This window comes from Microcoleus sp. Aus8_D2, from assembly GCF_036702665.1.
Classification (GTDB): Bacteria; Cyanobacteriota; Cyanobacteriia; order Cyanobacteriales; family Microcoleaceae; genus Microcoleus.
Genome location: NZ_JAUBUN010000028.1, coordinates 25777 through 39931, shown reverse-complemented (window position 1 = coordinate 39931; position 14155 = coordinate 25777). Strand labels below are relative to the sequence as shown.

At 47.3% G+C, this 14155-nt stretch carries 11 protein-coding genes; 3 read left to right on the top strand and 8 right to left on the bottom strand.

Going from position 1 to position 14155, the window contains the following annotated elements:
- Nucleotides 1-170: 170 nt before the first annotated feature.
- On the bottom strand, nucleotides 171-518 hold the full coding sequence (locus QUB64_RS20990; RefSeq protein WP_333274639.1) for a hypothetical protein: 348 nt from the start codon (nucleotides 516-518) through the stop codon (nucleotides 171-173).
- Between the two features lie 241 nt (nucleotides 519-759).
- Here QUB64_RS20990 and QUB64_RS20985 point away from each other — a divergent pair, with 241 nt between their 5' ends.
- Nucleotides 760-1674, top strand: coding sequence for a cation diffusion facilitator family transporter (locus QUB64_RS20985; protein WP_333274637.1), 915 nt, complete (start codon nucleotides 760-762; stop codon nucleotides 1672-1674).
- A 140-nt stretch (nucleotides 1675-1814) separates the two neighbouring features.
- Nucleotides 1815-2063, top strand: coding sequence for a hypothetical protein (locus tag QUB64_RS20980; protein WP_333274634.1), 249 nt, complete (start codon nucleotides 1815-1817; stop codon nucleotides 2061-2063).
- 779 nt (nucleotides 2064-2842) lie between these two features.
- Here the strand turns inward: QUB64_RS20980 and QUB64_RS20975 are convergent.
- The 6 genes from QUB64_RS20975 to metK all read right to left on the bottom strand — a co-directional run bounded on the left by QUB64_RS20975 (nucleotide 2843) and on the right by metK (nucleotide 11563).
- Complete coding sequence (locus tag QUB64_RS20975; protein WP_333274632.1) at nucleotides 2843-4843, bottom strand: sensor histidine kinase; 2001 nt, start codon at nucleotides 4841-4843, stop codon at nucleotides 2843-2845.
- A 195-nt stretch (nucleotides 4844-5038) separates the two neighbouring features.
- Nucleotides 5039-5332 (bottom strand): hypothetical protein, encoded by a 294-nt coding sequence (locus tag QUB64_RS20970; RefSeq protein ID WP_333274630.1) that lies wholly within the window; start codon nucleotides 5330-5332, stop codon nucleotides 5039-5041.
- A 349-nt stretch (nucleotides 5333-5681) separates the two neighbouring features.
- Nucleotides 5682-7553: a HEAT repeat domain-containing protein gene (locus tag QUB64_RS20965; RefSeq protein ID WP_333274627.1), complete on the bottom strand. Its 1872-nt coding sequence runs from the start codon at nucleotides 7551-7553 to the stop codon at nucleotides 5682-5684.
- Between the two features lie 468 nt (nucleotides 7554-8021).
- Nucleotides 8022-9191, bottom strand: coding sequence for a glycoside hydrolase family 10 protein (locus QUB64_RS20960; protein ID WP_333274625.1), 1170 nt, complete (start codon nucleotides 9189-9191; stop codon nucleotides 8022-8024).
- 285 nt (nucleotides 9192-9476) lie between these two features.
- Nucleotides 9477-9851, bottom strand: a complete 375-nt coding sequence (locus QUB64_RS20955) for a hypothetical protein (RefSeq protein ID WP_333274623.1) — start codon at nucleotides 9849-9851, stop codon at nucleotides 9477-9479.
- Between the two features lie 449 nt (nucleotides 9852-10300).
- Nucleotides 10301-11563, bottom strand: coding sequence for a methionine adenosyltransferase (metK, locus tag QUB64_RS20950; RefSeq protein WP_333274620.1), 1263 nt, complete (start codon nucleotides 11561-11563; stop codon nucleotides 10301-10303).
- 301 nt (nucleotides 11564-11864) lie between these two features.
- Between metK and QUB64_RS20945 the strand changes: the two genes are divergently transcribed.
- Nucleotides 11865-13589: an AAA-like domain-containing protein gene (locus QUB64_RS20945; RefSeq protein WP_333274617.1), complete on the top strand. Its 1725-nt coding sequence runs from the start codon at nucleotides 11865-11867 to the stop codon at nucleotides 13587-13589.
- 198 nt (nucleotides 13590-13787) lie between these two features.
- Here QUB64_RS20945 and QUB64_RS20940 read toward each other — a convergent pair whose 3' ends face one another.
- Nucleotides 13788-14135: a rhodanese-like domain-containing protein gene (locus tag QUB64_RS20940; protein ID WP_333274615.1), complete on the bottom strand. Its 348-nt coding sequence runs from the start codon at nucleotides 14133-14135 to the stop codon at nucleotides 13788-13790.
- Nucleotides 14136-14155: the final 20 nt, after the last annotated feature.

The following is a 14155-nucleotide window of genomic DNA, read 5'->3' as shown; positions in this document are numbered from 1 at the left end:
ACCATACAGTTTTATTCGCAGTTGTAGTCGTAGGGTGCGTCAGCTTGGAGTCTGTGAATTAACGATAAATAAAGGTAGCTGACGCACCCTACTAACTAACCTTTTACAAAACCTGCTAATTCATGAGAAATTCAACCTCGATAAACGGACGGGTTTCAGGTTGAAGCATCTCAACCGACTTGTTCGATATACTGAGCGATATCGTCGCGCAGGCGGCTCAGTTCGGCTTCGGTGGTGACGCGCAGGCGATCGTCCCTAACCGTAATCAGCACTTTCGCAGCAAAAGGAGTCGCCCAGATATTCGGGTTGCAGAAAACCTCCAAAAATACATCCCCTGCATACCGATATTCCATCGGTTTTTGGGGAGAAGCTTTGCCGCCAGCGGTTTTGGCTGCTACGGCTTTCAAGCTGTCCATCAAAGTGGCGATCGCACTTTGCAAATCCCGCGCAGCTTCCGGAGAAAAGCTAAACGAGACAGAACCCTCAACTAAATTCAGTGTCAGCGGAGAAAGAGACATGGGCAATGAAATTTAATATACAATCGTTAATGCTAAAAAATATAGTAACCCAAAAGAAGTACATTCCAGCTCAATTGGACTGCGAGAATGCTATTAATTAAAACTTCTCTCAACAAGCTCGGCTAAATTAATGAAGATCGATCTAGTCGGAACCTAGATTCTGCAATACTTTTAACCTTTTATGACTTGATAAGCTTTAAACTAGAAGCCTGAAAACTTGATGGCTGATAGAGGAGATTTTATGGTTGCTGATAACCGTTCCGAAGTCCGCAAGGTTTTAATCATTACCTTATTGCTAAACTTGCTCGTGATGGCAATTAAAGCAGGCGTGGGATGGCTGACTGGTTCCCTCAGTTTGCTGGCAGATGCCTTGCACAGCGTCACGGACAGCGCTAATAATATTTTAGGATTGGTAACTAATCATTATGCCAATCCGCAGCCCGATCGCGATCATCCCTACGGACACCAAAAATATGACGCTCTCGGAGCTCTGGGAATTGCTGTTTTTCTGGGAATTGCCTGTTTTGAAATTCTCAGCGGTGCTATCGAAAGGCTACTACACGGCGGTAAAGCTGTCAAGATATCCCCAAATGAACTGTGGATTTTGTTGCTGGTATTGGGGATTAATATTTTTGTCACTTTTTACGAGCGTAGAGTTGGCAAACGTCTCGGTAGCGCGATTTTGGTGGCTGACGCCCAGCACACGATGAGCGATGTTTGGGTGACAATTATGGTCATTGGCGGGTTGATCGGTGTTTGGCAAGGGGAGGTATTAAAGATACCTCAACTGCAATCCCTGGACGTGTTTTTGTCCTTTCCAGTGGCTCTTTTGGTATTTAGCAGCGGTTGGAAAGTTTTAAGGGAAAATCTGCCTTGGTTGGTGGATGAAATGGCGATCGCACCGGAAGTTATTCAGGCGATCGCCATGGATGTGCCCGGAGTAGTTAACTGTCACTCGATCGCCTCTCGCGGGCTGATCGGGCGTCAAGTGTTTATTGATATGCACATGATTGTGAATGCTGTCGATGTAGAAACTGCTCACCGGATTACAGAAGAAGTTGAAGCCCGTTTGGAAGAACGTTTCAGCCCTGTACGCATCTTAATTCACGTTGAGCCGCCGGCTTACCATTCCGACCAAATTAGCTACGAGGCCTAAGAGAAGGAAGAGGGAAGAAGGAAGAGGGAAAAAGGAAGGATGAAGCAGGAAAGATTTAGGCTGTATTTCCAGCAAACCGCAGGTTGAGGGATGAAGGAGGAAGGTGATGAAAAGCGATCGCCATTCCTCCAATTTTTTAAATGCTATCAATGGATTTTAAGCGATCGCACTTAATTTTGTGGCAGTTTTCCACAGCAAAATGGGGGTTTTCCACAGAAATCGGCAAGTTTTCCACAATAGATTTGATAATTATCGAGCACAAGACTGTTGGTACAAGTTGGCAGTTTTTGGGAGATCAGCAGCCATTTCCTGTCGCAAGTACCAAGGTAGCAGAATTTCGACTTGTGAACGCAAAGCTCGCAATCACCTCAGCGGGTAGTAGCCTGTGATATCCTGTCCGGTCGATTACCATAACAAAACGGAACGCACGTGCCCCCGAAGAGTCCGCACTCCGGCTGCGGACTCTTCGGGGGCACGCGCGATCGAATCGGATTGCGGTTAATCAATCGGACAGGATATGACTTGATAGTAAGCATCGGTGGTTGGGCGAGACAGGAGGATTTCTCAAAGAGCCGGCATTCAGGCTGGGGAGTATATTGTGTGATTAATCTGGCGGCGCGATCGTACTCTATGGCGCTACAAGTATGATGAATACTGATTCCCAGCAGATAACTTTGATTCCAAGTGCTATAGCGGTTCTCAATTTTCGTGAAGTACGCCGACGAGCTTTTTCCCGATTACCAATTACCTTTTTCCCACTGATCGAGCGTACCTCATATTACTGATCGAGGCTATATAGCAATACGGTTTACGATCGACTCCTTATACTCGGAGATCCCCCTCGCATCCCCCGAATCGTTGCGGGGACTTTAAGATCATTCTTCCCCTTTTTTAAGGGGGGCGCCGGGGGGGATCGGTCGATCGTGAACTCTATTGGGCTATATAGCGGTTCTCACGAACATAAGGTATACCAGATTCTGCTCCCGATCGGGTTTTCACACAAGCGAGCGTCTGTACCGGAGAGAAACCCGATCGAGGCTATAGGCGTAAGCGATTACCCATTACCCATTACCCATTACCATTACCCATTACCCATTACCCATTACCCATTACCCATTACCCATTACCCATTACCCATTACCTCATCTTTCGCTATAAAAGCTATATATTAACTATTTCCTGCTGGTATGCGTACAGTAAAAATAGACCCTTTTCCCTCCTCGCTTTCCACCAAAATCTCGCCGCCCATCATCTGAGAGTAATGACGGCTAATTGTAAGTCCCAATCCAGTGCCGCCGTACTGGCGCGTCGCCGAACCATCAGCTTGCGCGAAGGCTTCAAACAATTTTTGCTGCTGTTGCTCAGACATTCCAATACCGGTATCTATAACTCGAAAGCAAATCCAATCCGATGCTTGAACATTAGCAACTGAACCAGCTATCGAGCGCGATTTGGTGCAGCCAGCAGCCATTAAATTTTCAACACCCGACAGCTTAGCTGCATTCGATTCTCCGGTTCCCTCAACGCGGCTGACGCTGACTTTCACCATACCATTTTTGGTAAACTTAGCAGCATTGTTCAGCAGATGCAGCAGCACTTTCCGCACTTTCGCCAAATCTGCGTGCATGGTGCCGACAGTTTCACTATCGCACTCTATTTCTAAAACATTGCCATTCTTTTGTACCGATAATTTTACCGCAAACGCCACATTCTCAACCAGGGATTCGATGTCAAACTCTTCGATGTCGAGGTTCATCCCCCCCGCTTGAATTTTTGACAAATCGAGGATATCGTTAACCAAAGATAGCAAGTGCGTACCGGAATTCTGAATCTTGTCTAAGTCAGTAACAAAATCCTTGCACCCGGAATCCCTGGCTTCTTCTAAAAGTAGTTGACTGTAGCCGATAATTGCGTTTAAAGGTGTCCGCAACTCGTGGCTCATATTTGCTAAAAACTGGCTTTTAGCAGTGCTAGCTACTAAAGCCTCTTCCTTCGCTTGTTCCAATTCTTTTGTATGTTCCGAAACTCGCTCGATCAGGTGATTGAGAGACACAGCTAATGAGCCTATTTCGTCTTGTCCGGTGACGGGGGCTCGCAAATCAAAATTCGACTCGGCTGCCACTTGTTGGGCCACCTGAGTGACGCTGACGACTGGTTTGGCGATCGCCCGACTGGTGCGGCAAGCCACAATTCCAGCCAACGCTACCGACAGCAGCATACTAATCATAATTATGCCCTTTTCGATGCCTTGGGCATCCTCCATCACTGCACCGCCTTGTCGCTCTTGCTGCTGGGCAATATCGAGGATTTTGCTAAATTCGTGAAGATTGTCCTCAAGCTGTTTTGCACCTTCTCCACTTTCTGTAGCCAACAATTTTCTGGCCGACTCTATCTTCCGAGGCGACAGTTGCGATTGCTGGATTTGGTGCAAAGTTGAGTTGAGAGTATCGGCGTAGGATTCTAAATCTTCCGTGCAATCTTGCAGTAAAGTTTTGAGAGCTTCCGGCTTAGCTGCCAGCCAAGCGGGTTGGCTGTCGGCAAACTTTTCTATGCGCAACCGCAGATTTTTTGCCTGAACAATACTCTTGACAAACTGCTGTTCTTGCAGTTCCAGCTTAGCGGAATTATCTACAAAAGAATCTAGCTGCGCTCCCTGCAATTGTGCCGCCAGCGCTGCCTCTTTAAAATTGCCGAGCAATTGCGCTTGTACGTGAGCGTCATTGAGTTGTTTTAATCCTTTTTCTTGGTGGTATTCGGCAATCACCAGTCCGATCTGGGAGCCAATAAAGCCGATTCCTATTGCCAGCAAATACCCGCCAGCAATTTTTTTATGGATGGGCAAAGCGCCAATTTTAGATGGGAAAATTTTGCTAACTTTCAAGGATAATTGTTCTACACAATCCTGGATAAATGTTTTTTGGGGTGCGGCTTCTACAGAATAAACTTGTTCGCACATAAAGAGCCGCATCAGTTTACCTTGATTGCTATGTTTGGGGTAAGTTTTTTCCGATCCTACAGGTTTTACCTGCTGGTTGAATGCTTCTAACTCTGGATTTAACTCGCCCTTACCTTGCCAAACTGCAACCGATAAACCTGCTTCGTTCCCTGTTTTTTTGGGCAAGTGAATTTTGGACATATGCAACCGCTGTCTTCTGTTATAATCTACCACGATCTTAAGTTCTCCAAACGGAAAAGCTTGTGTGTTTTCCAGTAGACATCTGCGAAAAAGTATCTGCAACTCTTGTTCAGTCAGAGGAGAAACTGAAATTCGGTTGATGTCTAATAGATAATTAGGCTGTTGATGGCTGTTACCAAATTACTTTTTCGACTTGTAAAAGTCTCCCGCAGGCAAAACAAGAAAGATTTATCCCAGCAGTGAATTATTCGCGCATGGAATGTAACAGGCAGAAAATTCTGTCTGATGCGTTTTGCCTGTGATTGGGCCAAAGCTGATATTGTCTTTTGACAATGCACCCGATTCCTCAGCTTTGGAGTTTTGCTGCCAGCAATGCGACGATTGCTTGACGATTTTTGTTGCGTATCCGACTAATTCATACCACAGAATGTCACAAATGCGGCAGCCGATCGCACGGCGTTGCACCCAGGCGATCGACTTTTGGCATCGCTGCCCCGCAAGACAAGTCTGAGGCGAAGTCATCTAAGTTAACTATAACTTTATGACTTACCAAAAGAAACTGGGTTCCTGGGAGTCAGTCGATTTTCCATTTTTAGATTTGAGATTTTAGATTTACTCTACAGATGAATCTGGCAGCTTGAACAGGAGCGTTGCCCGAAAAGCCGGTCGTTGGGTCTAAAATTTTGATTTCGACCCTGACGATTGTGTACGTGGCACGGTATGCGTTTTTGGTGGGGTCAACTGCTGGCAATTGCGAGCTCTCTGGAGTAGCAGCGGTTAATTCGATCGCTCCTGTTAATACCAGTTCAAAAAAAGAATGCAACTCGCTTGTCCGCGATCCAAACCCCGATCAAATAAGCCATTCCCCAATCTAAAATCTAAAATCGCATAACTTACCATTTCTACCCAAAGCTTGATCTGCCAATTCCACAATCCAGCGATTCGGCAAAGCTTGGGGTCTGGCGGCGATCGCAAAGGCCCAAGCTTCCCGTTCTTTGCCCCGGCCCAACAGCGCAGCACAAACAGTCAAAGCCGCAGCCGTTGAACGGCTGATACCGCTTTGGCAAAGAACGAGAAGCTTGCCAGGGCGCGCCGAGATTTTGAGGGCGAAGTCAATAATTTGGAGTACGTCATCAAGTGCAGGTAAAACCCGATCGGGGTCGTCAACGGGAGTTTCCAGATCGTTAAATTCTAGTCGCAGTCGGTTCGGGATTTTGTGAAAATTTTTGGGATCGGGTACGCCCGGAGTGGCGATCGAGATCAAATACCCGATCTCGCGGCCCGCAGCGCGATCGATAATGTATTCGCAGGCTTCTGCTTCCGAAGCAATCAGGATTTGTGGCAGTTTTTCACAGCAACTTGCAGCAGCTTCCTGCTCAAAATCAACTGTTTCTGCCTTAGTGCTGACATCCGGCAAATATTGGGCAGCCAGGGCGCGAACGTCAGCAAATTCGCGGTTTAAAGCAGCTTCCAGAGCTAAAATAGCAGCCTTCGAGCCAATTTGACCGAGGGATTTAACAGCCTTTTGGCGGACTCCAGCGGTTTCGTCCCCCAGCAGCCGCACCAAACCTGCTACAGCCTCGTCTGTCCCAATCTGCCCCAAAGCATCAGCAACTCTCCACCGCACATAGGATTCGCTGTCGCCTAGGGCGATCGCCAGTCCCGCCGCCATCATTTTTTGCAAGTTAACATCTCCCGCTGTATTGATGTTCCCAAGCGCCACCGCCGCCCTGCCGCGCACGAAAATATCTCGATCCGAGAGCGATCGCATTACCGCCACCACAGCCACCTCGCTGCAAATTTCCCCCAAGGCAGAAACTGCACTGCCGCGCACATCTGAGTCGTCGTGGTTGAGGGCTTGCAGCAGCCCGGCCACAGCCGTTTCCGTGCCGATTTGTCCCAAGGCCTCGGCAGCCCTCAAAGAAACGGCATAGGAGTCAGGCTCGTGAAGCAATTCTACTAAGCGTGGTACTGCGTCGCGATCGCCAATTTTCCCCAAAGCCGTCGCAGCCCTAGCGCGCACCATGTGATTTTCGTCTCTGAGGGCGTTCAGCAGCCAGGGAACCACTTCAGAGGAGCCGATTTTCCCGCAGTTGACGGCCGCCCGCCAGCGCACTTCCGGGTCTTGATGTTTGAGGGCTTCGATCAGTGTGGGAGCGGCTCTTTTCGGGTTAATTTTGCCCAAGGCCCAAGCAGCCCAGGTGCGCACCCCGGAGGCTTTGTGTTTGAGAGCTTTGATCAGTGCTGCGGCTGCTGGTTTCGAGTCAATTTCTCCTAGGGCCCAAGCCGCCCAAGCTTGCACTTGGGCATCTTCCGATTCGAGCGATCGAGCTAATTCAATTACTGCCGCTTCTGAGCCAATTTTCCCGATCGCCCGAATGCAACGAAGGCGCACTGCACTGTCTTTGTGGTTCAATGCTTTAACCAGCATCGGAATTGCCATATCGGACTTTGTTAGTGCCAACAGTTGAATTTTGAGCTGCGGCGAAGTTTTGATTTTTGCGATTAATTTTATTGTTGCTGTTTGAAATTCAGGCTTGACCGTTCCTGCTAGCTTTGAGCCGAGTTTTAAATTTACTTTTAGGGCTAATTTGATGGCGCGCAAAGCCAGACTTTGCTGTTCTACTTGCGGCAATATTTTCGCCAAGGTGTGCATCCCTTGTCTTTGTTTCAAATATTTTTGGTTGAATTCAGCATCGCTGAGCTCTGGTAGCTGTTGGATGAGGGTTGCTGCTGAGTTCATTGATTTATCCTCATATTTTGGCGCTCGCGGGAGATTGCTCTTTTAAACTCGCTGTCATAAAAAATACGTCGGCGCCACAAAACTCAAATTCTCAAAAAACTTGCACCACTTATAAAATATGTCCGCTTCGACTATTTTTGCAACTCCCCAATGATTCATTATCTGGTTTTTTGGGCGATCGGCTTAACAATTAGTAGCGCTTGCTGCTGGGTCTCGATGCGCTTTTAACTAGACTAGCTTCGCTATATAGCGCTTCTCAAGTGAGCGAGGTATGCGCGAGCGATTACTAATTACCTTTTTCCCCATTACCTTTTTCCCCATTACCCATTACCCATTACCCATTACCCATTACCTGACATACCTCACTGTCAGGAGAATGCCTATATCATTTTATACCTATTTGGCTGGAAATATCGAGCGACTCCGTTGAACGCAACAAACCGGAAATAGCCCGATTCCGGGAGAGTGTCAACGAGCATAGGGCCCATTTTTCAAAGCCTCAGCCAAAGCGTTACCACGATCTCGCAAACCTTCGTAAAAAAACAGCACTTCTCCTTGAATGCCGCTCTGGCGGTTGTAAGCAATTACTTGCAACAACAGCTCCGGATTCATGCTATACTTACTACCTCGATTCGCCAACAAAACACCGGGCGACACGCAGTGCAGTTGCTCGCAGGTAAGTTGTCGATCGATCAGTCGATCGACCAATTGTTTGTAACCGTTAAAATCCCGCCTGTAAAACTGCGGGTGAAGCATATCAACCAACTTTTTGTCAAGCCAAGTTTTAGAATCTTGCAAATATTCCACCAGTCCCCATTCATAAGGGCTCGGCGACATCGACAGCAACAAATCTGGACTAATAGCCTTCAATTCTCGGTGCAAGCGAGCCACAAACTCAGTAATTATATCAGCGCGCCAGTGCAGCCAATGTTGCTCTCTACAATTATCTGGCGGTTCTCTCCCGCACTCTTGACGGTAGCGTTTAACCGTTTTTTCGTCATAGCCACCTTCGCAAGGCAGCGCAATGCGATCGTCTCCTTGAACGCCATTTACCGGATAATTCTGAGCAACTTCCAGCATCAACCCCAGCAAAAAATCTTGCACATCCGGGTCGAGAGAATTCATCCATTCAAACTTATTTTTCTTAAGTAAATTGCCGTTACAATCGCGCGCCGCCCATTCAGGTTTCTGCGCGAGCAAATGACCGCCGTTGAGATTGTAAGAACTCACAAATCCGTATTCAAACCAAGGAATAACTTTTAAACCAACTCTATTAGCCTCAACAATTAACTCTGCTAAAGGGTCGCGACCTTGATAGCGCGCGTCAATTTCATCCCCAAATTGTTCGCGCATAATTTGAGAAGGATAAGCAGTAAAACCCCGGTTCCAAACTACAGGAAATACTGTATTAAATCCTGTATCTGCGATCAAGTCCATTGCCTCAGCAATACGCTGTTTTGAGGTAAGAACTTTGCAGTCGGTGCTGGGTATCCAAACGCCGCGCATTCCGGCATTGCGAGGCGCCAATGAACTTAGCAGCGCTGCTGGATTTTGTTCCAAAAATCCAGCAGCTAACCGCTGTTTTAGTTCTGCAGCAAAACGGCTAATTGCTGACTGAAAATAAGGAAAAAATGGCATTTATTATATTATTATTTTTAGGTGCTTATGGCGCACCTACGTTATTTTCAGGGCTGACGCATGGGGAAAGAAACCCGGTTTCTACGAGTTTTGCGAACAGTGACGATAAATCACCCAAGAAACCGGGTTTCTGATGTCTTTATTTCTTGTAATGTCTGCACTTCGCACCCTAGGTTATTTGGTAGCACCCGATATTATGTATGGATAAGTGGCCAGTGCGCACCCAGCGGGGGGAAGTTCCGTTTAAAAGCCAATTCCAAAACCTTTCGCTGATGAAAGACCGTACTAAAAACCATCACACGTTAACTCCGTGACAGTGCGATCGCCTCCTACATAGTGACCAGCTAGGATAAGTTTGCCCTGACGAAACCCGGCCTTATCAAAAATAGTTAAAACCTCTCCGCTTTGACCTCTAAAGACAAACTCTCCATTCTGAATGTCCCACGATCTCTCATTTTTACTGGAATACCCAACGATTTGTTTGTTACTTAGAAAACGAACGTTACTAGCAACTATGGAACCGTCAGAAGTACGCCTCCACGTCCAAGCACAAGATTCAACTATCTCACTCATTGCTCCTGCTTTTGCTGCATCCTGAGCAACAAAAGGAAGATAGATTAAAAGAAGGGTAGTGCAAGCGAAAGCAACTTTTTTCAGCATGATTTTATATGAGTTTGTAACCTAACTATTAGTTGTAAATAGGCGGGATTAAACCGAACCATCCAAGAGTATTTCAGTTGACAGTTGACTGCTTGAGAGTTGACCGCTTGAGGGCGACCTCTACCCTTAAGTCCGAGGATTGGAGTAATGAATCGTCTGATTTTAATTGATCCCGATCGGGCGGGCGGGCTTTAAACCGATTTTTTCTGGTAAACAAAGCTGACGAGTGCTGCTAGAGGCGCATTTGGATACTTTACTGTTTACATAGTTGTGTTTTATAGCGCCGACCTACTTACCGTAATTGGGGTCTAACACCCCTTTACAGGGTATAAAACCGCAAGGTATTTAATCCCTAAACCAGACAGGGTTGGTAGTGCGCACCCTACCTTGATTCCTAGCACCCGATATTATTTATGGATTGGGTGCGCACTGCGCACCCCAAAATTGTACTATTTAGCTACTCCAGACAACTTCTGGCTCAAGGCTTCCTTCAAAAGCTCAGCCTTATCAGTTTGCTCCCAAGGCAAGTCTAAATCAGTGCGTCCGAAGTGACCGTAAGCCGCCACATCTTGATAGAAACGCCCGCCTCTTTCAGCAGGCAAATTCTGCAAGTTAAATGCCTGAATGATGCCCGCAGGACGCAGTTCAAAATGCTGCTTCACAACTTCCAAAAGGCGATCGTCATCAACCTTACCAGTTCCAAAAGTTTCGATCATCATGCTAACAGGGCGCGCTACGCCGATCGCATAACTCAACTGCACTTCGCACTTTTCGGCCAAACCAGCAGCCACGATATTTTTAGCAACATAGCGACAAGCATAGGCCGCGCTCCGGTCTACCTTCGTGGGGTCTTTCCCAGAAAAAGCGCCGCCGCCGTGACGGGAATAGCCGCCGTAGGTATCCACAATAATTTTGCGGCCAGTCAAACCCGAATCTCCTTGAGGCCCGCCGACGACAAATTTGCCAGTAGGGTTGACAAGGAAGCGAGTTTCTGCATCCGGTTTCACGCTAATATCAGCAAACACGGGTTCGACAACAGCAGTCCAAAGGTCTGCTTTAATCTTGGCTTGAACTGCGGCTGTTTCTGTAATATCGCCGATCGCCTCAGTGTGCTGGGTAGAAATTAAGATCGTATCAATACCAACGGGAAACCCGTCTTCGTAGCTTACCGTAACTTGGCTTTTACCGTCAGGACGCAGGTAAGGCAATTGACCAGTTTTGCGGACTGCGGCCAGTTGACGGCAAATCCGGTGCGCTAAACTAATCGGCAGAGGCATCAATTCCGGCGTTTCGTTGCAAGCAAAACCGAACATCAAACCTTGGTCGCCAGCACCGATCGAATCCAACTCTTCTTCACTAGCTTGTTCCCGACTTTCCTGAGCCGTATTCACCCCTTGAGCAATATCGGGAGATTGAGAGTCAAGAGCCACCAACACCGAGCAACTATTGGCCGAAAAGCCGTTGTCAGCATGGATGTAGCCAATATCGGCTATTTTTTTCCGAGCCAATTCTATGTAATTTACTTGAGCTTTCGTGGTAATTTCGCCCGTCAGCAGCATTAAGCCGGTGTTGACGACAACTTCGGCTGCGACGCGACTTTTAGGGTCTTCGGTGAGCAAGGCATCTAAGATGGTATCTGAAATTTGATCGCAGATTTTATCGGGATGGCCTTCAGTAACAGATTCAGAGGTAAACAGGTAGCGGCGTGACAATGATTATTTCTCCTTTGATGAGGGCGAATCCTGCTTGACATCGGCGACAGACGACTGACTTTTCAGGTATAGGCGCAGAATCATCGCGTCTCGGTCGCCGGAAAATTTGTGTCGGTCTGCATTCGAGTTGCAGCAGGGTTTGAGATTCGCTAAAGTGACACTACTATAGCAAACTCAGTTCCGGGAAGTCCTGAAAAACTTAGATTTTTTAGGATTGTCGATCGATCTTTGACAGCGCTCCTGTACCCCCCCTAACCTTGAGATGTAAGATACAGTCAGGGTATCGCCTCGCGGAAGCACCATGGCAGGAATCCCAAAATCACCAAACTTAATCCAAACGGTTACAGATCTGGAATTTCCCGGCGGCCCAATACCGCTGAACTCTCGATTTTATATCGATCGAGCGCCCGCCGAAGCCCGAGCTTGCGCAGAAATTGGCAAGCCCGGGAGCCTGATTCGGATTAAAGCTCCCCGAAAAATGGGCAAAAGTTCGCTGATGCTGCGGATAATTCATGCGGCGGTCGATCGCAGATACCGCACAGTAACTGTAGACTTTCAGCAAGCCGACGAAGCTGTTTTTGCTACTTTAGATAAATTTTTGCGCTGGCTGTCTGTCAATGTCGCTCGCCAACTCAAACTCGAACCAAATCTCGATGAATTCTGGGATGAAGATATGGGGAGCAAAGTAAGCTGCTCTCTTTACTTTGAAAACTATTTGCTCGAACAAATTGACAGTCCCCTTGTCTTGGTACTCAACGAAGTAAACCGAGTATTTGAACGCGCCAATATTGCTCAAGAATTTCTGCCACTGCTCCGTTTTTGGTACGAACAAGCGCGACAGAGCGAAACTTGGGAAAAACTCCGCATCGTCGTAATTCACTCAACAGAAATTTATATTGCTTTGAGTCTAAATCAATCTCCATTCAATGTAGGACTGCCGATTAAACTCTTAGAATTCACTGCCGAACAAGTGCAAGATTTGGCGCGCAGACACGGACTGAACTGGAGCGACAGCTATCCAGTCGAGCAATTAATGCAAATGGTAGGTGGGCATCCTTATTTAGTGCATTTAGCACTCTATCACCTGGTAATTTTGCAGCAAAACCGCCTGTCGGCTGGGGAGAATGAGTCTGGGGAGGAGCAGGGGCGAGCTGACTTGGAACAATTATTAAAAGCAGCTCCGACTCAAAGCGGAATTTATAGCGACTACCTGCGAAATCAGTCGATCGCCATTCAACAGCAGCCGGAACTAGCCTCCGCATTCCAACAGGTTCTGGATGTTAAAAATAGCATTCACCTCGAACCTTTGATGGCCTATCAGTTAGACAGCATGGGGCTTGTGAAAGTAGAGGGAAATAACTGTAGTTTGTCTTGCGAATTGTATCGCCTGTATTTTCAAGAGCAAAATTTGTGCGAGGACAGTTTCTCGGCTGTTGGTTGGGAGGAGTTGCAGCAAGAAAATGAAAGGCTGCAAGGTTTGGTGAATGTGGACGAACTTACTCAAATTGGCAACAGACGACATTTTGACAGTTGCTTGCGAGCCCAATGGAAACACATGGCTCGCGACGGGTCGCCGATATCTTTAATTTTGGGCGATATCGATTATTTCAAAATATATAATGATACCTACGGACATCAAGCTGGAGATGATTGTTTGCGATCGGTAGCTCAGGCAATTCGGCGATCGCTCCAGCGTCCTGCTGATGTAGCCGCTCGCTACGGTGGCGAGGAATTTGCGATCGTTTTGCCTCAAACTGATGCGGCGGGCGCTCTGGTTATTGCTGAACACATTAGAGCGAAAGTTAAAGCTTTGAGTATTGTTTTTAACCCGGAGAGTGTTGACTGTTTGCCTAATGATGTGGTAACGATTAGTTTGGGAATTGCCAGCGTTGTTCCGGGGCCGGAAAATGATGCAGCAACGCTGGTACTGGCGGCTGATGAGGCTCTTTACGACTCGAAAAGGCACGGGCGCGATCGGCTGACCATGAGCACGCTTTTAAATTTTCGATTTGCTGCTGTTAATTAAGATTCATATCATGTCCCCCCAACGCAATCATAACAAAGGTTCGTAGTGAGGACTTTAGTCCGCATCCGTCAGAGGACTAAAATCCTCACTACGAACTTATATTGCAAAGGTTCGTAGTGAGGACTTTAGTCCGCATCCGTCAGAGGACTAAAGTCCTCACTACGAACCTATATTGCGGTAGTTGGAGCGGGCATCAGATTAATAGCGCGGCACGGTACTATCGACCAATATTGAGTAAGCATCGATACCACCAAGGATATTTTTAACCTGGGTAAATCCTCGATCGCTCAACCACTGGCACATTTGAGCCGATCGCACTCCGTGGTGGCACAGCACTAGGGTTTCTGTATCGCGATTTAGTCGATCGTTAATTTCACCACACCATTCGGCAAACTCGCTCAGCGGAAAAGCAACAAATCCCGGCAGCGCCGCGAGTTCAATTTCGTAAGGTTCCCGCACGTCTACAAGCTGCAATCTATCGGCATTGGTTTCTGCTAAGTAGCGACCTAATTCTTCGACTGTAATTTGACCAAAAATTTCTGACATTTGATTAGAAGGAAGAAGGA